The organism is Deltaproteobacteria bacterium (assembly GCA_016709225.1).
GTDB classification, from domain to species: Bacteria; Myxococcota_A; Polyangia; order Nannocystales; family Nannocystaceae; genus Xiheibacterium; species Xiheibacterium phototrophicum.
The window spans coordinates 2,932,623-2,954,032 of sequence record JADJEE010000012.1; the positions used below are offsets into that span (position 1 = coordinate 2,932,623).

18 protein-coding genes are annotated in these 21,410 nt (G+C 71.4%); 6 read left to right on the forward strand and 12 right to left on the reverse strand.

What is annotated here, in order from left to right; all coding sequences use genetic code 11:
* Positions 1-70: 70 nt before the first annotated feature.
* Together IPH07_37180 and IPH07_37185 are read right to left on the reverse strand one after the other, a co-directional pair.
* Positions 71-2,653, reverse strand: a complete 2,583-nt coding sequence (locus tag IPH07_37180; GenBank protein ID MBK6923081.1) for a hypothetical protein — start codon at positions 2,651-2,653, stop codon at positions 71-73.
* Positions 2,614-2,886, reverse strand: a complete 273-nt coding sequence (locus tag IPH07_37185) for a hypothetical protein (protein ID MBK6923082.1) — start codon at positions 2,884-2,886, stop codon at positions 2,614-2,616. The genes IPH07_37180 and IPH07_37185 overlap by 40 nt, the downstream gene beginning before the upstream one ends.
* A 51-nt stretch (positions 2,887-2,937) precedes the next feature.
* Here IPH07_37185 and IPH07_37190 point away from each other — a divergent pair, with 51 nt between their 5' ends.
* Positions 2,938-4,101, forward strand: coding sequence for a PLP-dependent transferase (locus IPH07_37190; GenBank protein MBK6923083.1), 1,164 nt, complete (start codon positions 2,938-2,940; stop codon positions 4,099-4,101).
* A gap of 15 nt (positions 4,102-4,116) precedes the next feature.
* Here IPH07_37190 and IPH07_37195 read toward each other — a convergent pair whose 3' ends face one another.
* Positions 4,117-4,821, reverse strand: coding sequence for a DUF4336 domain-containing protein (locus IPH07_37195; protein ID MBK6923084.1), 705 nt, complete (start codon positions 4,819-4,821; stop codon positions 4,117-4,119).
* Positions 4,822-4,938: 117 nt separating this feature from the next.
* Here IPH07_37195 and IPH07_37200 point away from each other — a divergent pair, with 117 nt between their 5' ends.
* From IPH07_37200 to IPH07_37210, 3 genes are all read left to right on the forward strand, one after another.
* A complete protein-coding gene (locus tag IPH07_37200; GenBank protein MBK6923085.1) occupies positions 4,939-5,430 on the forward strand; it encodes a MarR family transcriptional regulator in 492 nt (163 codons plus the stop codon).
* Positions 5,431-5,496: 66 nt separating this feature from the next.
* The gene (locus IPH07_37205; GenBank protein ID MBK6923086.1) at positions 5,497-6,057 is read left to right on the forward strand and encodes a DUF4136 domain-containing protein; all 561 of its coding nucleotides are present in this window, start codon (positions 5,497-5,499) and stop codon (positions 6,055-6,057) included.
* Positions 6,058-6,114: 57 nt separating this feature from the next.
* Complete coding sequence (locus tag IPH07_37210) at positions 6,115-6,447, forward strand: hypothetical protein (GenBank protein ID MBK6923087.1); 333 nt, start codon at positions 6,115-6,117, stop codon at positions 6,445-6,447.
* 19 nt (positions 6,448-6,466) lie between these two features.
* Here IPH07_37210 and IPH07_37215 read toward each other — a convergent pair whose 3' ends face one another.
* From IPH07_37215 to trpS, 6 genes are all read right to left on the reverse strand, one after another.
* Positions 6,467-8,218, reverse strand: coding sequence for a hypothetical protein (locus IPH07_37215; GenBank protein MBK6923088.1), 1,752 nt, complete (start codon positions 8,216-8,218; stop codon positions 6,467-6,469).
* Positions 8,215-9,195 carry a hypothetical protein gene (locus IPH07_37220; protein ID MBK6923089.1) on the reverse strand — a complete coding sequence of 327 codons (981 nt, stop codon included), beginning with the start codon at positions 9,193-9,195 and terminating at the stop codon, positions 8,215-8,217. Before IPH07_37220 ends, IPH07_37215 begins: the two co-directional genes overlap by 4 nt.
* A 143-nt stretch (positions 9,196-9,338) precedes the next feature.
* On the reverse strand, positions 9,339-9,842 hold the full coding sequence (locus IPH07_37225; GenBank protein ID MBK6923090.1) for a hypothetical protein: 504 nt from the start codon (positions 9,840-9,842) through the stop codon (positions 9,339-9,341).
* A gap of 371 nt (positions 9,843-10,213) precedes the next feature.
* A complete protein-coding gene (locus IPH07_37230; protein MBK6923091.1) occupies positions 10,214-10,933 on the reverse strand; it encodes a hypothetical protein in 720 nt (239 codons plus the stop codon).
* 103 nt (positions 10,934-11,036) lie between these two features.
* Positions 11,037-12,185 (reverse strand): SAM-dependent methyltransferase, encoded by a 1,149-nt coding sequence (locus IPH07_37235; protein ID MBK6923092.1) that lies wholly within the window; start codon positions 12,183-12,185, stop codon positions 11,037-11,039.
* Positions 12,186-12,187: 2 nt separating this feature from the next.
* Positions 12,188-13,273 carry a tryptophan--tRNA ligase gene (trpS, locus tag IPH07_37240; GenBank protein ID MBK6923093.1) on the reverse strand — a complete coding sequence of 362 codons (1,086 nt, stop codon included), beginning with the start codon at positions 13,271-13,273 and terminating at the stop codon, positions 12,188-12,190.
* Between the two features lie 212 nt (positions 13,274-13,485).
* On the opposite strand from trpS, the gene IPH07_37245 reads away from it, so the two are divergent.
* Both IPH07_37245 and serA read left to right on the forward strand, forming a co-directional pair.
* Positions 13,486-16,641 (forward strand): carboxypeptidase regulatory-like domain-containing protein, encoded by a 3,156-nt coding sequence (locus IPH07_37245; protein ID MBK6923094.1) that lies wholly within the window; start codon positions 13,486-13,488, stop codon positions 16,639-16,641.
* Positions 16,642-16,742: 101 nt separating this feature from the next.
* Complete coding sequence (gene serA / locus IPH07_37250) at positions 16,743-17,972, forward strand: phosphoglycerate dehydrogenase (protein ID MBK6923095.1); 1,230 nt, start codon at positions 16,743-16,745, stop codon at positions 17,970-17,972.
* A 24-nt stretch (positions 17,973-17,996) separates the two neighbouring features.
* On the opposite strand, the gene IPH07_37255 is transcribed toward serA, so the two are convergent.
* The 3 genes from IPH07_37255 to IPH07_37265 form a co-directional block, all read right to left on the reverse strand.
* Positions 17,997-18,851 (reverse strand): hypothetical protein, encoded by an 855-nt coding sequence (locus IPH07_37255; GenBank protein MBK6923096.1) that lies wholly within the window; start codon positions 18,849-18,851, stop codon positions 17,997-17,999.
* A 9-nt stretch (positions 18,852-18,860) separates the two neighbouring features.
* A complete protein-coding gene (locus IPH07_37260; protein ID MBK6923097.1) occupies positions 18,861-19,232 on the reverse strand; it encodes a type II toxin-antitoxin system PemK/MazF family toxin in 372 nt (123 codons plus the stop codon).
* Positions 19,233-19,330: 98 nt separating this feature from the next.
* A complete protein-coding gene (locus tag IPH07_37265) occupies positions 19,331-21,106 on the reverse strand; it encodes an S-layer protein (GenBank protein MBK6923098.1) in 1,776 nt (591 codons plus the stop codon).
* Between the last annotated feature and the right edge of the window lie 304 nt (positions 21,107-21,410).

A 21,410-nucleotide genomic window follows, 5' to 3' on the forward strand; every position in this document is an offset into this window, starting at 1 on the left:
AGCAAGTCGGCCACCCGGAGCCACGGCTGCGGCCCCGACGGCGCGACGGCCGACGCGCGCGTCGGGCCCGTCAGTGAAAGCGTGCGGCCGCCAGGCAGACGTCTTCGAGGTCGTCGCCGGTGTTGGTGACCTCGAGCACCGCGCCGCCCTCGAAGTCGCGCGGGAGGAAGCGGAAGTCGGCGCGGCGGCCGGTCAGTGGGTGGCGCTTGCCGCCGGTCGACCACTCGATCTGGCGCGAGCGCGTGTCGCCGCCGTGCCGGGCCAGGAACGCGATGACTTCGTCGCCGGCGGCGCCCAACCGCACCGTCACGGTGTCCCCCGGCGCGACGCCAAACGCCAGACAACGGAAGAGGTACGGGTCGGCGTAGGTGAACGAGGTGTGTGGCCGGTGATCGGCCTCGTCGCAGTCGACCAGCGCGTCTTTGCCCGTGAGCCCGTCGCACAGGCGGCGCTCACCCTGCTCGAGCTGCAGGTCACCGCGGATCACGAGGTCGGTGACGAAGCTCGAACGAGGGCCGCGTCCGTGCTCGAAGTACCGCTCCTGTGCGAACGACTGCCAGGTCGTGGCCAGCTGTGACGCCTGTCGTCGTGCGAGCGCGCCGACACCGAGGACCGCGAGCCCGATCGCGATCCATGGCGCGAGCACCCGCACGCGCGGCCCGAAGATCGCGGCGGTCGGGGGCGCGAGCGCGGTGCCCCGCAGCAGCATCGCGAGCGCGAGCACCAGCGCGATCGCGCTGACCCATGGCAGGACGACTTCGCCGCGCGTGCGCAGGTAGTGCAGCTCGATCACCGCGTGCTCGAGCGGGCGATCGAGCTCGAACGCGAGCAGGTCCATGCCGCTCGACACGCTGGCGGTGGTGGTCTCGATCGCCTCGCCGTCGAGCGTTGCCTGCCACCGCCCAGACGGCGCCTGCGCCAGCGTCAGCCGCCCGCCCGTCGGCGACGACACCTCGACGCGCACCGAATCACGCGTGCGCTCGAAGGCATGGATCTCGCCGCCACCGATGACGAAGCGCGGCGCGGTGTCCGGTGCGAGCGTGAAGCGTTCGAGCGTGTAGCTGCCGTACTCGCCGATGCGCACGAGTGCGTCGGCGAGCGCTTCGTCGGTGTCGTCGAGGGGGCGATCGTGGATGACGTGGGTGACACCGAGGCGACGCAGCACCGCCACCGAGCGCCGCGTGATCTGCCACTCGAAGTTCACGGTCGCGACGTGACCGTCGAGTACGGCGGCGGCACCGGCATCGGCGATCGAGAACAGCGGATAGGTGCCGCCACCCATGCCAGTGCGAAGGAAGGCCACCCGCATCTGCGGCGTCGCGGTGGCCTCGTCACGCAGCGCCGAGGCGAGCGCGGCCTCTTCGGCTTCGGCGCCGCTGTGGGCGAGCGTGTCGACGGCCCCGACCGGCCGATGGACCAACAGGCCCCCGCGCTCGAGTGCCGACGCGACCAGTGGCGCCAACAGGACCGCCACGATCACGCGGCGCAGCCAGTTCACGGGCAGCCCAGGATCGGCCGGTGCGTTGCGTCGGATCGCCGCGTGGATCCACGCCGCTGCGCAGGCGCACGCGGTGCCCGTGAGCGCGAACATCGGGGGCTTGAGCCCGATCGCGAAGCGGGGGAACTGCAGGTTCTTGAACGCGGCGATCAACAGATCGAGGCGCAGCACGGTGATGCCGTCCTGCGAACCCACCAGCAGCATGGCGACGCACGAGAGCACGACCATCCATGCGGCGGTGCGGCCACTCCACAGCGCGAGCGCCAGGCCGATCGCGAAGCCGCCGCTGGCCCACGCCCACGGGCCCTCGAACAGCTCGCCGCTCAGCAGCCGGATCGCGAGCGCGCCGAGCCCCGACCAACCGACCGGTGAGCGGCCGAGCTCACCGGCGGCGGCGAAGAACGTCGCGAGGCCGCCGGCCGCGAGCGCGAGCCCGAGCACGTGGACCACTGCGATCGTGCGCAGGCGACAGGCACGGCTGCGCGCACCCGGGGGCGTCGCGACCACGGCGATCGCGAACGCGACGCCACCGATGGCCCACGTCAGCAGACCGAAGGGATGCCCCAGCAGACCGCCGGCGACGCACCCGCTGGCGATCGCGAGCCGCCGCGGGCTCGGGTGCTCCATCGCGCGCAGCGTCCACACCAGCGCGGCCAGCCACAGCGCGCACGACAGCAGCTGCGCCCACACGCCGTGGAACATGAGGTAGTTCCAGCCGCCCAGGCGCGAGGCGCCGGGATCGAGCAGCCACGCCAGCGCTGCGAGGGCGCCGGCCCACGCGGCCACGAGCTCGTGGTCACACTCGATGCGCGCGCGCGTCAGCACGTCGCGCGTGATCGCGGCTGCCAGCTGCCACGCGCCCCACGAGACCAGCGACCACAACCCCAGCAGACCCCACGCGTAGCTGTGGCGCAGGCCGATCGCGCCGAAGCTGACCACGTGCACGAACGCGACCCAGAGGTAACCCAGCGTGGGGTAGCCCTCGCCGAACGGGAAGCCGTGGTTGAAGCGATCGGTCCAGCCGCTCAAGCGGCCCTCGGGCAGCAGGTCGTCGAGCAAGACGCGGGTCTGGAAGTAGTGGATCGCGTGATCCCGCGTCGCCGGGGGCTCGCCCTTCACCAGCGGCCACAGCAGGACCACGCTGGCGCAGGCCACGATCGCCAGCGGCAGCGCGCGGCGGCCCTTGCGAGCGCGTCGGCGCCGAAGCGCGCGCGCAGCCGCGGCAACAGCTCGGGCAACAGCTCGGGCAACAGCACCAACGCAGCGCCGGTGAGCAGCCATCGCAGCAAACCGTCGGTCAGCCATGCGCCGCCGGCCACCACGGGCAGCAGTGCGACCCGCAGTAGGGGTTGGCTGGCGATGCGCGCGACGCCGGACGGCCACTCCACGTACGCACGACTGTATGCTCGGGCACGGTGGCCGTGCTACCAGGATCTGCGATGGCCCGCATCGATACCGATCTGATCCACGCCGGCGAGCCGCGCCCTCGCATCGCCGGTGCGGTGGTGGCCCCGATCTTCCAGTCGTCGACCTTCGCACACAGCTCCGACCCGAGCGCTGCCGCGGGCGACTACCACGACCTCCGCTACCTGCGACTGTCGAACTCGCCGACGCACCAGGCGCTGCACGCCAAGCTCGCCGTGCTCGAGGGCGCCGAGGCGGGCCTGGTCGCCGCCAGCGGCATGGCAGCGATCACGACCACATTGCTCTCGGTTCTCCGCAGCGGCGATCACGTCATCGCGCAGCGCTGCCTGTACGGCGGCACGCACGACTTCATGACGCAGGATCTCGCGGCACTGGGCATCTCGGTGACCTTCGTCGGCGGCGACGACCGCGAGGGCTGGGCCCAGGCGGTGCGACCGACCACGCGCGTGTTCTACTGCGAGAGCCTCACCAACCCGACGTTGGAGCTGGCCGACCTTCGCGGCATCGCAGGGTTCGCGCGCGAGCGCGGCCTGATCTCGATGATCGACAACACCTTCGCCACGCCGGTGAACCTGCGCCCGGTGGCGCTGGGCTTCGACCTGGTGTTGCACAGCGCGACCAAGTATTTGAACGGCCACTCTGACCTCGTCGCGGGCGCGGTGATGGGGCGCGCAGAGTTGGTCGCGGGCGTGCATCGCAAGCTCAACCACCTCGGCGGCTCGCTCGATCCGCACGCGGCATTCCTGTTGCAGCGGGGACTCAAGACCCTCGCGGTGCGGGTGCGCCACCACAACGCGTCTGCGCTCGCGCTGGCGCGGATGCTCGCGACCCACCCCCGCGTGCTGCGGGTACGGTACCCCGGGCTGGCCGATCACCCGGCGCACGCCCGCGCCCGCGAGCTGCTCACGGGCTTCGGCGGCATGTTGTCGTTCGAGCTGCACGGCGGGGCCGCGGTCGCGCACGCCGTGATTGCAGCGCTGCGTCTGCCGGTCGAAGCGCCGAGCCTCGGTGGTCCCGAGACCCTGGTGACGCGCCCTGCGGCGACCTCGCACGTGGGCCTCGACCCCGCGACTCGGGCGTCGCTCGGCATCACCGACGCGCTGGTGCGCGTCAGCGTCGGGCTCGAGGACGCCGACGATCTCTGCGAGGACTTCACGCAGGCGCTCGCCCGCGCGTGAGATCGGGCCGTTGCGTCACGCCGCGGCGGTCAGTGCCGGGGCGCCGGCGAGCATCCACGACAGCGCCCGCTCGAGCTCACCCTCGGGCAGCGCGTCGATCACGTCGCCGTGGGCGAACACGAGCCGTTGCGCGCCAAGCCCCAACACCGCGCGGGCGCTCGCGGCCGCGGCACTGCGATCCTTGGTGAGCAGACGCCAGGCCCGGCTCTGACCGAGCCGGCGGTGCACGCCCATCATCCGCAGTACCCACGGCGTGAAGAAGCCCTCGGTGCGATGGATGTTGAACAACAGCTCGGTGACGACGAGCGTGCGACTGGCGCGGTGGAAGAACACCGTCTCCCCGACCTTGGGCGCTCCGGCGATCGCGATCGAGGCGATCGCGTCGGCCCACGGCTCGCGGCCATCGCCGTGAATGCCCGCGAACGCGAGGTCGGGTCGCTTCTCCCGCAGGCCAGGCGACGCCCACAGCTGCGCACCGGGGAAGCGCGTCGCCCACGGCTGCACGAACAGGTGATGAAACGAGTTCGGCGCGACGATGTACGCGACCTCGCCCTTGGCCGCCACCGCCTCGAGCAGCCCCGCGTCGGGTACGATCGGCGAGAGCAACCACAGGCGGCCGTCGGGCAGGCGCACCACGGTCATCGCGATCGGCATGCGGATGCCGGTGAGGCGGAGCTGGGTGGTCGCCGTGAAGATGTCGCCGCCGTGATCGATGAGCATCGAAATTAGTCAATCATGTCTGACTAAACCTGACAACTAGAAATGGTCAAGCGAGATTGACGTTGTCGGCGCGACGCTTGACGTTGCGGGGCGATCCTGTTGCACTGCCAGCCGTCCGTGGCGCGTGTCCCACCGAACCAAGTCGCCGCGCTCGAGCGGGCGAAGGCCGCCAGCTTCGCGCAGCTCTTGCTGCAATGTGCCCGCCGCTTCGACGAGCTGGCGATTGCGCGCGTGCGCGACCGCAGCGGCATCGACCTGCGGTCGGCCCACACCTCGTTGTTCCCCCACATCGATCTCGCGGGCACGCGACTGACCGAGCTCGCGCGTCGACTCGGCGTGAGCAAGCAGGCGGTCGCGCCCCTGGTCGACGACCTGGTCGAGATGGGCGCGCTCGAGCGCGTGCCCGACCCCGACGACGCCCGCGCGAAACTCATCGTGTTCGCCAAGCGCCGCGGACGCGTCCGCATCCACGATGGGCTCGCGGTGCTCGGCGAGCTCGAGGCCGAGGCCGCCGCCGCGGTCGGCAAGGACAAGCTGCGGACCCTGCATGCCATCCTCGGTGAGCTGCTGGTGTGGCTGCGCGAGCGCGGGGACGCGGATCCCGGGTGATCGTGGCGGCCCGGAGCGGCGATCGCGTCGACGGACCCGGCAGGGTTGCATATATTGGCCGCACCCATGACGCGCGGCGCCGAAGCTCCACCACGCCCCTCGACCCGCCGCCATGTGCTCGGCTGGCTCGCCGCTGCGACCGTCAGCGCGGCGCTCGGCTGCGCACCCAAGGCCCGTGCCGAGCGCGTCGCCGAGTTCCCACTCGAGACGAGCACGCGCTATGCGTGGATCACCGACGAGCCGGTGCTGATCCAGCTCGGCGAGCCGCAGGCGAACGTGCGCACCGAGGCCAACGAGCTGCGACTGCGTGCCGCGATCGACGCTGCATTGGCGAAGCGCGGCTTCCAGGTGGTATCGCGCGACGAGGCCCAGGTGCTGGTGGCGTTCTCGGTGGGAACGACGGTGCGCTATCGGCTCGAGGGCTCGACGAGCGGGTCGATCGCCGGGCTCGAACCCGGCGAGAAGCAGACCAAGGGCACGTTGAACATCTACCTCGTCGATCACGCGTCCCGGCGCGAGGTGTGGCACGGCTGGACCTCGAAGTGGCTGTCGAAGGGCGATGACCCCGACGCGACCGTGCACGAGGCGGTCGAGGCTGTGATGGCGGCCTTCCCAGGCACGCGCTGAAAAAGAAGCTCCGACCGGCGTGATCAATCCGGCGTCGGGTCGGTCTACGATCTTCAGATGCCAGCGAACCGAGAACTCCGCTCGATCCTGCGCCTGACCGCCCTCGTTGCGCTGGTCCTGGGCGCTGGCTGTGACGAGACCTCCAAGATCTGCTTCGAAGGTGCCGGCAAGCCGGTGCACCTGCAGATCAGCGCGTGCGGCGAGCTGTGCGAGAAGGACGATCAGAAGGCGTGCGGTCACATGACCGACCTCGCGCTGCCGGCGTGCATGGAGAAGCACGACCGCGAGTCGTGCGCGTGGATGTGCAACTACTCGACGGTGGGCGGCAAGGAGCTGTTCTGCGACGAGCTCGCGAAGCTGCCCGAGCCCACGCTCACGCCGACGCCGTGACGCGACGGCGCCCGCATGCTCACTTCGCGGTGACGAGCGCGAGCTCGCGGTGCACCACGACGCCGGCGGCGTCGAGCACCGCCGCGTCGCCGCAGACCAGCTCGGGGAAGGTGTTCGGTCGCAGCTTCTTGGTCTTCTTGTGCACGAGCTCGAGCGCGGCTGCGTCGGCCGCGATCGCGCCGAAGAACTTGTCCGGGCCGATCTCGAGCTCGACGAAGCGCACCGATTCGAGGCCCGCGACGCGCGACAGCGCCTTGGTCATCTTGGGGTAGTCGTTGGCGTCGTCCCAGGCCTTGCGGCGCATGAGCAGGCTGAGACGCTGCTCGCACGTGCCACCCGACGCGGTCGGCCACGGCACGTACGGCTGCGTGATCTCGCGCCCGTCGATCAGCTCGCCACAACGCAGCGGGTGCGCGGTCGCTCGCGAGTGCAGCACCGCGCGGTAGAAGCGGCCTGGCGCCCCCTTGCCGCGACGCTGCACCACGAACTCGGCCTCCGCCCACACGTCGTCGGGCCCCGCGGCGTGCAGCCGACGCAGGCGCAGCGCCTCGCCCTCGAAGAACGCCGACGGCGGCACCGCGATCTCGATCGGGGTCTCGCCGTCGAGTCGCCACAGTCGCCCGCCGACGTTCTCGTAGCCGTCGCCGCCGGTGCGGATCCACGGGGTTCCGAACGGCACCCCCGCGAGCTCCACCACCGGCTTGCCATCGGGCAGGGTGATGCTTCGCCAGCTCTGGCCGTCGTGCCGTGCCAGCAGGCTGCCACCGATCCACGGGTGGCCCTCGGGATCGACCTCGATGGTGCGCACGACCGCGCCCTTGGGCAGCGCGATCTCGGTCCACGCGTCGTCGTGGCCGTGCCAGAGCTTGCTCGACTCGGCCACGACGTAGAAGCCGTCCTTGCCGTCGAACGCGATGCTCGAGCCGTCCTTCGGCCGCTCCCAGCTCGAGCCGGCGACGCGGAGATCGTGGGTGTGGCCGGCGAGGTCGTCGCGACGCCAGTGGGTGACGAAGACGTGCTTGCCCTCGCAGGTCCAGGTTGCCACCGCGTCGCCGGCCGCGAGCACGCGCGCATCGATGACCTCGGCGGTCTTGCAGCCCGCCTTCGCCAGGCCGCGATCGAAGCGGGGTCCCTTGGGTTTGCCGCGCACGACGGCGAACTTCGCCCCACCGTCCGCGCCTGCGCCCAGTGCCAACAGCGACTGATCGTACCAGGCGTAGAGCCGCTCGACGCCGCCGTCGTTGTCCTTGAACGGGTCCAGCTCGACCCAGCCGTCGTTGGTCTGGCGATACGCACCGCGGATGCCTTCGCGCGAGAACTCCATCACCTCGGCGAACAGCGCGTCGGGGTAGCGGCCGCCGAGCTCCTCGATCCGCGGCACGCGGGACTGCCACGCCGGTGCTGGCTCCGCACTCGCGAGCGCGGTGCCGACGCGCTCGGCCGCACGCCCGCTCGCGTCGAGACGCACGATGTCTCCGCCGTCGTAGTGCACGAGCGTGTCGTCACCGACCAGCGACACGCCCATGTAGCGACAGCGCCCCTCGACCGCGACGTGGAGCGCGGTTGGAGGTGGCACCACGACCGGCTCGCTCGGCGGGGCCTCGGTGGCGGCGACGACTGGTGTGCTCGGCACCGGCGCGTCGGGCGAGGCCTCGCTCGCAGGGCTCGCGGTGCTGGGATCGATCGCGGGCTCGTTGCCGTGATCGGTGCAGGCACCCGACCACAGCGACAGCGACGCGAGGCACAGGGCGACGGGGAGGCGGCGTTTCATGGGCTTGCTCCTGCCGCGTCGAGGCGGCCTTGGGTGACGACGGTCTCGCCGAAGATCTCCGCGTCGTCGCCGTCGTGCGGCAACGCGACACGCTGGTGGACCACGCGCCACACGATCGCGTGGGCGTCGACGGCGTCGCCCAGCTCGAACTCGACGTCGACGACGCCGTTGCGATCCGCGAGTGACGGTGCTCCGGGTCGATCGTCGTGGGTCACCGGCCCACCCGGGCCTGCGAAGTGGCGGGCCAACGCCCGCGCGTCGTAGGCGACGGCGTCGCCGTCGGCGTCAACCGCCTCGACGTCGACCCACAGCCGGCGGAACAGATCGCCGGTGGGGAACGCGTGGCCGATGCGACCCGGCGTCAGCTGCAGCGACACATGGCCGCCCGCGGTGCGGGTGGCGGCGACGTCGATCGCGTCGCGCAGCATGCCGGGGTCGCGGGAGGCCGCGAACGCGTGGCTGCGGTGGCGCAGTGCGCCTTCGCCGACCCACGGCATGTGGCACTCGGCGCAGCTCACCGCGGCATACGTGGAAACCGCGTGCTCGGTGAGGGTCGACTGCATCGCCAGCGCAGGTGTCCGCGGGAACGCGAACTCATGGCAGCCGCCGCAGGCGTCGACGTCGGCGAATGCGGAGGTGCGCGTCACCGGATGGGGCGCCGGGGCGTCGCGGGTTGGCGTGGGCACGGCGAGCGTGATCGAGTCGGCGCCATGGGGCACGTGGCACGTGACACACGCCACCCCGATGGTTCCCTGCGCGGCGCCGGGGATCTGCGTCGGGTCGGCCTCGGGCGCGTGGCAGCCCCGGCAGAATCGCCCGCGTTCCACCGCGATGGCGCGCTGGAAGTCCGGGTCCGCGTAGGCGCTGCGGTGCTGCGAGCCCTGCCACTCGAGGGCCTGCGCGGCATGACAGCGCACGCAGCCGTCGTTCAGCGTGACGCGCCCCGACGCCGGTGCCGACGCGGTGGGGCCAGGCATCGTCGCGACCGCGGCGTCTTCACGCGGCCGCGCCGGCGCCGGGTGACAGGCGATCGAAAGCGCGAGCGTGCACCAATGAAGCTCGCGTAGCACGGCGTCGAAGAGGGTAACGCGCGCGGGTAGGGGACAACTTCCGCCCGTCGTCAGCAGGTGAACGCCGGCCCGAGGATGCAGGCGCCCGCGGGGCCGCACTTCGGGGCCACCTCGCCGTCCTTGCACGGCGCGAAGTCACGCTTGCGCAGCGCCTTGGGCCGCGCGATCGGGTGCAGCCGCGGCGACGGGTCGAACCAGCAGTCGCGATCGGTGGTGCACGGCACCGGCTCGAACCACGTGAACGTGCAGCCCTTCGCCGGATCGACACAATCGCACGAGGGCCCGAGGTCGACACCCGGCGTGGTGCGAAGGCCCTCGGGCACGCCGTCGGTATCGGCGACGCAGCGGCCGGCGGCGCGATCGACCATGCAGCCACGGACCTCGCATGTGCCGCTCGGCGCAGGGGCGGTCGTGGGCTTGGTCGTACAGGCGCCGTCGATGCAGCCGCAGCGACCGGGTGGTGGCACCGACTCGTCGCAGGACTGCCTTGCCGTGGGCTCGACGCAGCGCGTGGGTCTGCACGCGTCGTCCCAGCCACAGTCCGCATCGCTCACGCACGCGACCGCCGAGCGATGATCGCGGCCGAGCTTCGCGACGGTAGGCGCAGGATCGGCAGGCGCACGCCCGTCCAAACCTCGCGGTGCGGCGACCGTCGGTGCGGCGACCGTCGGTGCGGAGACCGTTGGCGCGGCGACCGTTGGCGTCGGTGTGGAGGGGCGGGCCGGCGGGGTGTTCGGCGTCGCCTCCGGTCGAGGTCCAGCGCAGCCGATCCACAGCAAGAGGCCCAACACGCGGGTGGCGGCACCGACCGGCATCCTCGCATGGTGCCGCGCGGGCCACATGCGAGCAAGCAGACCACGGGATCAGAGCGGGAGTTCGACCGGACCATCGTGCGCGACGCCGATCGCGGTTGCCGGCGACGTCGCTAGTCGATTTCCTTGTCGGCCTGCGTCGACTTCGCGCCGCTGACCTGCACCAGCAGGTGGAGGCCGTCGGCGTACATGGTCGAAAGTGCCTCCAGCTGCGCGGCGCTCGCGAGCTCTGCGTCGGCGAGCGCCGCCGCGTCATTGCCGAGCTGCGCGCGCACGCTGGCGACCTCTGAGCTCGGCATCGTCGCCGTGGGCGTGATGCCGTCGAGGCACGCGGTGTCACCCTTGCAGGCCATCACCGCCCGGAGCGCGAGTCGATGCCCGAACTCGAGCCGCAGGCGACGGTGCGTGTCCACGGCGAACATCATCAACGCCAGCTGCGTGCGGGCGGCGAGCTGCTTCTTGGCTTTGCGTCTCGAGCCGTCACCGAAGTCGGTCGAGAGCACGGCCTCGCGCGCAGCGGCCTCGAGATCGAACCTGGGCTCGTCGGGCGGCGCGACCCGCCAATTCGCGCGGATGCGATCGACGGAGTCCTGGTACCTCTTGATGACGCTGCTGTTTCCCTTGGTGGCGCGCGCGAGTGCGTCGGTGAGCGACTCCTGCAGCTGCGCCGACGGTGCGGGCGGCAGCCGGAACTCGCCCGCGGGCGCGTCGCCGGCGGCCGCCGGCGCCACTGCGAGGGTCTGTAGCGCGAGCACCAGGATGAGGCGGGTTGGAAGTAGCACGGCGAGCATGCCCAAGAGGACTGCGGCGCCGGGCCGAATGATCACTGGCACCTGCGAAGCCCTGCGTCGAGCGGCTCGTGGCGTGGGCGGCGTTGCCCGAGGTGGTCGTCCGAGCGGTGCGGCTCGGCGTCGCGTCTCGCGGGACCGATGACTCTCACAGCCGCGAGAGCAGGCGCGGCGCGATGCCCAGTGCGGCACAGCGCTGTCGCACCGCCGCCAGCGCGCCACGCTCCCGCACGCTGCCTCGCAGCCGTGCGCGCAGCAGTAGGTTCTTCGGTGTGTGGCTGTCGTCGACGAACTCGAGCGTGTCGACCGACCAGCCCAGCGCCTCGAGCACGTCGATGCGCAGTGCGTCGGTGAGGGTGGCGGCGAAGTCCTGGCGCAGCAGGCTGTGGCGCTGCATCGCGGGCGACCAGCGGAGCGGGCCGTCGCCGTCGCGGCCGGCGGCGGTGGCCAGCTGGGCGGCGATCTCGTGCTGGCAGCACGGCGCGACGAGGATCGCCCGTGCGCCGGCCTCGATCGCGAGCGCGAGCGCGTCGTCGGTGGCGGTGTCGCAGGCGTGCAGCGCGACCACGAGATCGGGCGGACCGCCCAGCAGCGCGGCGGCCTGCTCGACATCGGCGATCGTCGCGCACGAGAACGCGAGCTCGTGGTAGCCGAGTGTACCGGCGCGCTCGCGGCAGCGCGCGATGACATCGCCGCGCACATCGACGCCGTGCAGGCGTGCGGGCAGCTCGGCCAGGCGCAGCGCCTCGGTCATCACGAAGGTGAGGTAGCCGTTGCCGCAGCCGAGGTCGAGCACGCGCAGTGGTTCCGCCGCGAAGTCGCGCTGCGATCGCAGCCCGTCCCAGATCGGTCGGCACAGCTCGACGAAGTGCGAGATCTGTTTGTACTTCTTGGCATGCTTGGCGCTGATGGTGCCGTCGGGGTTCATGATCCCGATCACCTGCAGCAGTGGCTGCGAGCGATCGGGCCGCAGCACGCGGTCCTTGCCACCCATCTGCTTGATCACGCGCTCGGAGTCGTGCGCGATGGGCTTGCCACCACCGTGTCGCGCGTCGATCAGCACGCGGTGCTCGGCGTCGATGATCCAGGTCTGCTTCACGCGACCGGCGTCCGCGGCGGCGAGCGCCCGCTCGAGCAATCCCGTGATCGCGGCGGCATCGGGCACGCCGCCGTCACCCTCGACCACCTCGTCGTCGCCGCCACCGGGTCGCGCGAAGATGGCCCGCACGAAGCCGCGTCGCAGGTGACGCGACACCGTCTGGCGCAGCCGCGAGCGCGAGCGCGTCGAGACGTTCATGCCTAGTACGGTCGCTTCCTGGCCTTCGCGCGGGCCTGGGTCGCGGTCACCAGGCCCGACCACAGCGGCTCGAGCCCGATCGCCTCGCGGGCCCGTGCGAGCGTCACGTTCGCGACCTCGCGGGCACGGATCGTGCCGTCGACGATGATCTCCTCGACCAGCCCGACCTCACCGGCGAGCGCGCTCCGGCGCTCGCGGATCGGCTGCAGTCGCCGCTCGATCGCCGCGATGAGTGCATCGTGCGCGGCGGCCAGCGACAGCGAACCGGCGCGCAGGCCCGCACCCAGCTCACGGGCCTCGTCCTCGCCCATGAACACCCGCGCGAACACCAGTAACGCGGGCTCGTGCGGTGACGCGCGCTCGGCATCGCCGAACTCGAGCGTGCGGAGCTTGGCGGCCACGACCTCGGCGCTGTCGCCCAGGAAGACCGCGTTGCCGAGCGACTTCGACATCTTCGCGCCGCTGCCCGCGACGCCGCGCTCGATGCCCGGCAGCGACGACCACCGCGAGATGCGGGCCTGCGGCAGCGGGAAGAGGTCGCCGTAGAGCTCGTTGAACACGCTCGCGCACTCGCGGGCGATCGCGATGTGCTCCTCGTTGTCGAGCCCGACCGGCACCACGCTGGCCCGCGCCATCAGGATGTCGGCGGCCTGCAGCACCGGATACGCCAGCAGGCCCATGGTCATCGCGTCGTCCGGCAGCGCGGCGGCGCGGGCCATCGAGCGCAGGCTACCGATCTGCTCGAGCCGTAGTTTCGGCACCAACATCTGCAGGAGGATCGCGAGGTCGTAGACCGCCGGCACCGCCGACTGCAGGTAGAAGGTCGCGCGCTCGGGGTCGATGCCGACCGCGAGCTGGTCGAGCACGATGTCCCGCACGTAGCCGGGCAGCTCTGCGACCTCCTCGGCCCGGGGCCGAGTGGTCAACGTGTGCAGATCGGCGACGATGATGAAGCACTCGTGGTCGTGCTGCAGCGCGACGCGGGTCTCGAGGCTACCGACCAGGTGGCCCAGGTGGAGCGGGCCGGTCGGCCGATCGCCGGTGAGCAGCCGGGGACGCGATTCGGCGCGGGCAGTGGTCTCGACCATCGTCGATGTGGGGTTAGCAGGTTCGCTGCGCCACGGGAAGCCCGACGCGACCCGATCGGACCCTGGCTTGGTTTCGCCACCGCCTTCATCCCCGTGTGAGCCACCTGTGCGATGCTCCGCGAGTCCGCGATCGCGGAAATGGTGTCCGAGGAGGGCGCGTTGCGCCCCTGCTGCCGGCGCGCCGCCGGTTGCTACCGCACGAGTGGGAGCCCATGGGATCGAAGCGATGGATCGTGGTGGTGGTCGCGTTGGTGCTCGCCCTCGGGGGCGCGCTGACGTGGTTCTTCGTCCAGCACGGGCGCGACGAAGGTGCGGGTGACGGCACCGAGGGCGGCGTCAGCGATCGCGCGCGCATCGTGGCCGAGAAGCACGCCGCGCGGGCGCGGGGCGAGGTCGACATCCGCACAGGCAGCGTGAGCGGACGGATCACCGCCGTCGACGGCGGCAAGCCGATCGCCGGTGCGGTCGTGATCCTCACGCCCAAAGGCATGGGCGACCTGTCGGGGCAGCCTCGCGGGCGCATGGCCGACCCGCTCGTCGCGCGCACGGACGCCGGTGGCGGCTGGCGGATCGAGCCGGTGCCGCCGGGGCGCTACACCCTGGGCGCCAGCGCCAAGGGCTTCCTGCCCGGACGCATCGGCAAGCTCGACGTGGCCGCCGCGGTCGACAACGGCGGCCACGATCTCCAGCTCGTCGCCGGCGGTGTCGAGCTGCGCGGCACGGTGAGCGACATCGGCGGTGGCCCGGTCGACGGCGCGTTGGTGCAGATCACCCGCACCGACGAGGGCAACATGCTCGACTTCTCCCGCGCCCCGGCGGCGGTGTTCACCGACGACGAGGGCCACTTCGTCGCCCACGTGCCGCTCGGTAGCTTCGCGGTCCATGCCGCGCATCCCGAGTACGTCGCCGACACCAAGAACCTCGAGGTCGCCGGTCCACGGTCGATCGAGTTCGTGTTGACACCGGGCGCCACGATCGCGGGGGTCGTGCGCACGCTGCCCGACGGCGCGCCGCTGGCGGGGGCGCTGGTGACGATCGGCGACGCCGACGACAGCGGCTTCGGCATCGACCTCGGTGGCGCGCGCGTGCTGACCGACGACGGCGGCAACTTCGAGCTGCGCGGGCTGGCGTCGGGCGTCCACGCCGTCATGGCGCGCTCGGGCCACTACGCCTCGGCGGAGCCCGTCGAGGTCGCGGTCGGTGTGGCCGAGCAGGTCTCGGGGGTCGAGATCTGGGTCGACCGCGCGTACACGATCTCGGGCTTCGTCGTGCGTCGTGGCGAAGGCGATGGCGAGCCGCTCGAGGGCGTGTTGCTCGGCGGCTTCTCACTGCAGCCGAGTGCGCTGTACGTCGCATCGTCGCCCAGCGCCCAGGACGGCTACTTCGAGATCCTCGGGGTCCAGCCGGGCAACTACATGATCGGCGCAGTCGGTGAGGAGACGTTGCCCAACATCACCGGCACCAGCGCGCAGGTCGTCGACGCCGACGTCAACGACGTATTGGTCGTCATGGATCCCGGGGTCGCAATCCGCGGCCGCGTGCAGCCGCCCACCCTCGCCAATGTCCGCGTCGTGTTCGATGGCGAGGGCATGGGCCTGAGCGGCATCCTCACCGCGATCGGCAACGCGATGCTGCGCTCACGCACCGAGGCCGACGGTAGCTTCACGCTGGCACCGGTGGCGTCCGGCAAGCTGAAGCTGGTGGTCGACGGTGACGACGGCAGCCATGGTGAGCTGCCGGTCGAGGTCGGCGCCGCGGATCTCGAGGGCGTCGTGGTCGAGCTGACGGCGAGACCGTCGGTCGGTGGCATCGTCAACGATGCGCACGGTAAGCCGGTTGCGGGTGTGACGGTCGCCATGCGCAGCCAGGCGAAGCAGGCCGGCGGCGGCTTCAACATCGACTTCAACGGCGGCTCGCGGCAGGGGCAGCACGAGGCGACCACCGCCGAGGACGGGCGCTTCATCGTGCGTGGCGTCGAGCCTGGTCGCTACGACCTCATGGTCGAGGCGCGCGCGCTGCCGCTGGCATGGGCGACCCCCGACGATCCAGCGTCGCCATCGGCACCGCGGGATCTCGAGGTCGACGCCCGCGGCATCGAAGGGCTCGCGCTGCAGGTCGAGGCCCGCGACGGGGTGCTGCGCGGCAGCGTCGTCGACGAACAGGGCGTGCCGGCGGCGGATGCCTGGGTCACCGCCACGCGCGAGGGCGAGACGCCGTTCAATCGCTTCACCGCCAGCTCGCGCGAGCGCACTGCCGAGGAGGCCGACGACACCTCGATGCGACGCTTCACACGGGGCTTCGGCGCCGAGCGGCCAGTGCTCACCGACGAGCAGGGGCACTTCGAGATCACCGGCCTGCGCGCGGGCACCTACGCGCTCGAGGCCGAGGGCGACAAGGGCGGTGCGCGTGTACGGGTCGAAGGCGTCGCGCTCGGGAGCAGCACCAAGCTGCAGCTCGACGCGCTGGGCGTGATCAGCGGCACCGTGCGGTCGAGCAAGCCGCTCGAGGGCTTGAGCGTCAAGCTCGAGGGCCCGGTGTCGCGCACGAAGTCGGTGCGCGACAAGGCCGGCGCGTTCCGCTTCGACCGCCTCGATCCCGGCCACTACGAGCTGGTCGCCGAGAGCAAGCAGGGCACGGCCAAGGGCGAGGTCGATCTCGAGGAGGGCAAGACCGCCACCGTCACGCTCGAGATCCGCGGGTGGGGCAAGCTGCGCGGCCTGGTGGTCGACGGCACCGGTGAGCCGGTCGCAGGCCTCAACGTGATCGCCGTCGGCGACGGCGCGGTGAACTCGGCCTCGATGTTCTCGATGTTCACAGGTGGTGGGCCGCGCACCGACGCGCGCGGCCGCTTCGAGCTCGACGAGGTGCCGCCCGGCGACGGCAATCTGACCTTCGTCGATCCCGACGACGCGGGTGCTGGCGCGGCCGCGGAGGTGAAGTACCACGTCGACGGCGGCGCCGAGGCCGACCTCGGCACGATCACCGCGGTCCGTACCGCCAAGGTGCCGGTCGACGAACGCGGCGATCTCGGCCTGCGCACCCGCAGCGCGAGCTGGTCGAAGCGACCGCGCGCCAAGGGTGCGAAGGACGATCGCGAGGCGCCCGACGAGGCCGATCATCTGTGGGTGTTCGCGGTCGACATCGGTGGACCCGCCGAGGCCGCGGGCGTCGAGCCCGGCGACGAGATCGTCGCGATCGACGGCCAGCAGGTGTCGTCGCTCGGCGCTGGCACGGCGGCGCGGCTGCTCTCCCGCGCGAGCGTGCGGGACGGGCAGAGTGTCCGGCTCGAGCTCGATCGCGCCGGCAGTGGCCAGAGCGCGACGATTGTCGCCAAGCCGTTCGAGAAGCGCCCGGGCCCGCCGCGCTAGCGGCAGCCGACGTTCGGGCGCGCACGCTTCGCCGGGGATCGTGGATTGAACGCCCCGCGGTCATCGGCGATGCTCCGCCGGTGCCCAGCGCCGACGCCGTCCTGCTCGAGAAGGTCCACCCGTCCGCCGACGAGGAGCTCGGTCGCCACGGCGTGGCGTGTCATCGCATCGACAAGGGGCTCGACGACGGCGAGCTGATCGCAGCGCTGCACGCGATCCCCGGCGACGCGCCGCTGGTCATCGGCATCCGCAGCAAGACCCGCGTCACCAAGGCGGTGATCGATGCGGAGCCACGGCTGACCGCGATCGGAGCGTTCTGCATCGGCACCGATCAGATCGATCTCGTCGCGGCGCGGGCCGCCGGCGTCGCGGTCTTCAACGCCCCGTTCTCGAGCACGCGCAGCGTCGCCGAGCTGGTGATGGCCGAGTTCGTGGTGCTCGCGCGGCAGGTGTTCGCGCGGTCACGGGCGGCGCACGAGGGCAAGTGGGCCAAGAACGCCCAGGGCTCGCACGAGATCCGCGGCAAGACCCTCGGCATCATCGGCTACGGCCACATCGGCAGTCAGCTGTCGATCCTCGCCGAGGCCTTCGGCATGCAGGTGCTCTTCCACGACGTCGTCGCCAAGCTGCCGCTGGGCAACGCGCGCCAGGCCACCAGTCTCGACGACGTGCTGACCGGCAGCGACTTCGTCACGCTGCACGTGCCCGACACCGAGTTCACGCGCGGCATGATCGGCGAAGCCGAGCTGGCCAAGATGCGGCGCGGGGCCTACCTCGTGAATGCCAGCCGCGGCCGCGTGGTCGATCTCGACGCGCTGCGGGTCGCGCTCGATGCCGGCCACATCGCCGGCGCGGCGCTCGACGTGTATCCCAGCGAGCCGGCCAGCGAGAGCGATCCATTCACCTGCGCGCTGCAGGGCCTCGACAACGTCATCCTCACCCCGCACATCGGCGGCTCGACGCAGGAGGCCCAGGCCAACATCGGCCTCGAGGTCGCCGGCGCGGTCGGTCGCTATCTCGAGGTCGGCCGCACGATCGGCTGCGTGAACCTGCCGCACCTCGACATGCCGGCGCCGACCGGCCTGCGCGGCCAGCCGGTGTGTCGACTCGTCAACATCCACCGCAACGTGCCGGGCGTGCTGTCGCGGATCAACCGCGTGATCGCCGAGAGCAACATCAACATCGCCGGCCAGGCGCTCGCGACCATGGAGGACGTGGGCCTGCTCTACGTCGACCTGCCACTCGCGCCCGGCGATGCTGCGGCCGCCGAGCTCTCGCAGGCGATCGCAGCGCTCGACACCAGCGTGCGCACCCGCGTGGTCGCGCTGTAGCGCGCCCGCCGTGCCGCGGGTGAGTCACTCGCGCCAGGCGGTCAGCCGGAACGACCAGTCCTCGGGACCGCCGTCCCCCTGCACCGCGCAGCGGGCATCGGCGACGACGATCTGCAGATCGCCCAGCGCGGTGGCTTCGCCGGGGTAGGCGAACACATCGTCGCCGTCGACGGCACGGACCACGCGCAGCGTCCCGTCGGGGTCGCACGCACCGGCCTCGAGATGCGCGTCGATTGCTGCCAGCCACGCGTCGGCTGCGACGCGCGCATCGTCGTCGGGGAGCGCACACACGTGCACGAGGCCGCCGCCGCGCGCTTCGCTGGTCGAGGCCACGATCAGCTGACCCCCCTGCTCGAGGCGCACCGCGGTGCCGCTGCCGGCCTCGAAGCCCCACCAACGATCGAGCGTGAGCTCGACCGGTTGCGCGAGATCGAGGCCCACGAATGCCGAGTGCTCCTGCGTGATCCGCAGCTCGACGGGGGTCGCGGGCTCGAGGCCGTTCAGATCGCAGCGCAGCGCGAGCACCCACCCAGACTGGGCATCGCCGCCCGACGACTCGATGGTGCATGGTCCGGCGTTGACGATCGCGTCTCCCTCTTCGTTGGCATCGTCGGGGCGCGCGGCATCGACGGCGAGCGCCGTGGAGCTCGTGCCGCCGGGACACGACGGCAGCTCGGTGTCTGCGCTGCTCGAACCATCGACCGCCGTGCTCGACGCGTCGCTGCCCCCAGTCGAGTCCCCTTCAGCTGAGCCGGGCGCGACCGTACACGCGACCGTCACGGCGATCAGCATCGCCAACGCAGAACCTTCCACCAGTGCATCACGTACCCAAGCCACCGTAGGAGCGTACGCGGCGCACACCGCTGCGACAAGCGCCACGGAGCTTCATCACGGGCGGTCGAAGAACGACGTCTGTTGCAGGCGCAGCCCCGCGAGGATCTGCGCGACGCGTGCGGCGGACAACCTGCCGATGTACGCGCCGAGCCGCTCGCGATCCACCGCGTCGATCTGTGAGACCACCACGATGCTCGGCCGCTCGAGCCCACCCTCGCCGGCGTCGAGCAACACGTTGCCCGGCTCGCTGGCGCGGCGCGGGTTCGAGGTCAACGCACACACGACGATCGAGTGCACCCGCGAATGGTTGAACACATCGTCCTGCACGACCACGTGGGGATGCGCGAGGCCGGGGACGCCACGATCGTCGGCGGCGGCGACCCAGTAGAGGTCGCCGCGATCGATGCGCCGTGCGCCGGGCTGCACGCCTCGGAGTCTACGTCACCGCCGTGCGCGGCGCTCGGCCCACGGCAATGTCGGCAGCTCCGATCCCACGAGCGCGAGCACATTGCGGTGGCTTCGGTTCAGCGCAGCACGACCACGAAGGCGTCGCCGTTGCCCCACTGATCGGGCCCCCCGGCGAACGCGGGCTGCCAGGCGTTCGTGGTGGGGAACCCGGCGCCATCGGCCGCGCCGACGATCACCGCGGTGCAGTCGTCGGCCAGAGTTGCGCCGCGGCCGTTGTCGTAGGCGCCACCGCCGAAGTACGAGGCGTAGCGAGGCGCGTCGAGATCGGCGCCGAAGCGAATCGCGTACGCATCACGATTGCCGCCGAAGCTGGGTTGGTAGGCGCCGGCCGTGCTCGGCAGATCGGTCGAGGTGGTCTCTCCGGTGAACAGGACCTCGCCCGCCGCGGTGACCGAGACGCCGTCGGGGCCCTCGTTGCCGCTGCCGCCATAGTAGGTGGCGGCGACGAGCGTGCCCTCGGTGGTGAGGCGCGCGACGAAGGCATCCATCGCGCCGCCGCCGTACTGTGGCTGGTGGGCGCCGGGCGTGGTGGGGAGGTCCGTCGATGCCGTGCCGCCGCCGATGAAGAGGTCACCGGCACCGAGGCCGATCGCGTGGGTCTCGAAGTACTCGTCGCCGCTGCCGCCGATGTAGGCGCCCATCTCGAGTGCGCTGCCGTCGGCGGAGAGCCGTGCGACGTAGAGATCGACGCCGCCGGCGTTCGACGTCGTGACGCCGGTGCCGGTGGTCGGTAGATCGGTCGAGTCGGTGAAGGTCGCGACATACGGCCGCTCCTGGTCATCGACGCGAACCGACGCGATGCCCGACTCGGCCCCGGTGCCGCCGAGCCAGGTCGCCCACAGCACCTGCGTGCCGTCACCGCTGATCTTTGCGACGCCCGATTCCGAATCGTCGTGCCGCATCGGTTGGTACGCATTCGCGACGGCGGCACCGAGCCACGGCGCGGTCCCCTGGGCGCCGGGCTGGTAGGTCATCGCGGCATAGATGTCGCCGTCATCGTCGAGAGCGAAGTCGCGGATGAGGTGGCCGACGCTGAAGTAGCTGGCCCATTGCACGGTGCCACCGTCGCCGGCGATCTTGGCGATGAACCCATTCTGAAGGCCGTAGAAACCCGAGTCGTTGCCGAGATACTCGGTCTGGAACACGCCGGCGGTCACCGGAAAGCCGGGCCCAGCACGGCCCGAGACGAGCACGTCGCCGTTGCCGTCGACCTCGACGGCGTAGGCGCGATCGTAGTTGGGGCCGCCGAGATAGGTCGCCCACTCGAGCGTGCCGTCGCTGGTGAACTTGGCGACGAAGACATCGCTGTCGCCGTGGCCACCGGTCGCACCGCCGCCTCCCCCGAACGAGCCATCGGCGGCGCCGGGGGTCACCGGGAAATCGTTCGAGGCCGTGCCTCCGACGACCACCACCGAGCCGTCGGGGAGGACTGCAGCGTCGCGCGCGTGCTCCCAGTCGGCGCCGCCACCGAGGTACGTGGCGAACGCGACCTCGTAGGGAATCTCGACCGCATCGCCACATGCGGCCGCGCCACCCGTGTCGCTACCGCTGTCGCTCGAACCATCGCTGTCACCGCCACTCGAATCATCGCTACCCACGGTCGTGGACACCGTGGTGCCGTCGGTTGCCGTGGTGCCATCGGTCGCGCTCGCGCCGGTCATCGATCCCGCGCTGCTCGACGCGGTCGTCGCGGAGCCCTGACTCGCCGAACCGGCGTCACTCGAGCCCGAGTCGCCACCGTCGTCGGCCGGTTCGTTGGTGTCACCACAGGCGATCGCGAACGAGCCGGCGAAGAGGACGAGGGCGCGAAGAAGGCGAGGCGAAGCGAGCATGCGGCGGCTGGCTAGCAGGAGCCGGACCGGGGCAGGGTTTGCAGTGATCCCGGCTCGGTAGGGCAGGAGCGGCGACCGTGAGCTCGTGGTGTCGCGAGGCGAAGTCTGCAAGGAGGTCACAGTGACGCCAACCTCGGTGCGGCGGAGTGTCGTGCGGTCGACGTCCTCGAGTGATGGCGACGCGATGGGCGTTTGGTCGCAGATCGCCGCTCTCGTGGTTCTCTACCGACGTTCGTCACACCCTCGAACACGCCGACGAAGCCCGGTACGCTGGCGCGACGTACGATCCGATCGGCGTAGAACC

What these genes read in the sequence shown, in the direction of transcription:
- IPH07_37190 (MBK6923083.1), top strand. Translation starts at nt 2,938, where the DNA reads ATGGCCCGCATCGATACCGATCTGATCCACGCCGGCGAGCCGCGCCCT.
- IPH07_37195 (MBK6923084.1), bottom strand. Translation starts at nt 4,821, where the DNA reads ATGCTCATCGATCACGGCGGCGACATCTTCACGGCGACCACCCAGCTC.
- IPH07_37205 (MBK6923086.1), top strand. Translation starts at nt 5,497, where the DNA reads ATGACGCGCGGCGCCGAAGCTCCACCACGCCCCTCGACCCGCCGCCAT.
- IPH07_37210 (MBK6923087.1), top strand. Translation starts at nt 6,115, where the DNA reads ATGCCAGCGAACCGAGAACTCCGCTCGATCCTGCGCCTGACCGCCCTC.
- IPH07_37215 (MBK6923088.1), bottom strand. Translation starts at nt 8,218, where the DNA reads ATGAAACGCCGCCTCCCCGTCGCCCTGTGCCTCGCGTCGCTGTCGCTG.
- IPH07_37220 (MBK6923089.1), bottom strand. Translation starts at nt 9,195, where the DNA reads ATGCCTGGCCCCACCGCGTCGGCACCGGCGTCGGGGCGCGTCACGCTG.
- IPH07_37235 (MBK6923092.1), bottom strand. Translation starts at nt 12,185, where the DNA reads ATGAACGTCTCGACGCGCTCGCGCTCGCGGCTGCGCCAGACGGTGTCG.
- trpS (MBK6923093.1), bottom strand. Translation starts at nt 13,273, where the DNA reads ATGGTCGAGACCACTGCCCGCGCCGAATCGCGTCCCCGGCTGCTCACC.
- IPH07_37245 (MBK6923094.1), top strand. Translation starts at nt 13,486, where the DNA reads ATGGGATCGAAGCGATGGATCGTGGTGGTGGTCGCGTTGGTGCTCGCC.
- IPH07_37265 (MBK6923098.1), bottom strand. Translation starts at nt 21,106, where the DNA reads ATGCTCGCTTCGCCTCGCCTTCTTCGCGCCCTCGTCCTCTTCGCCGGC.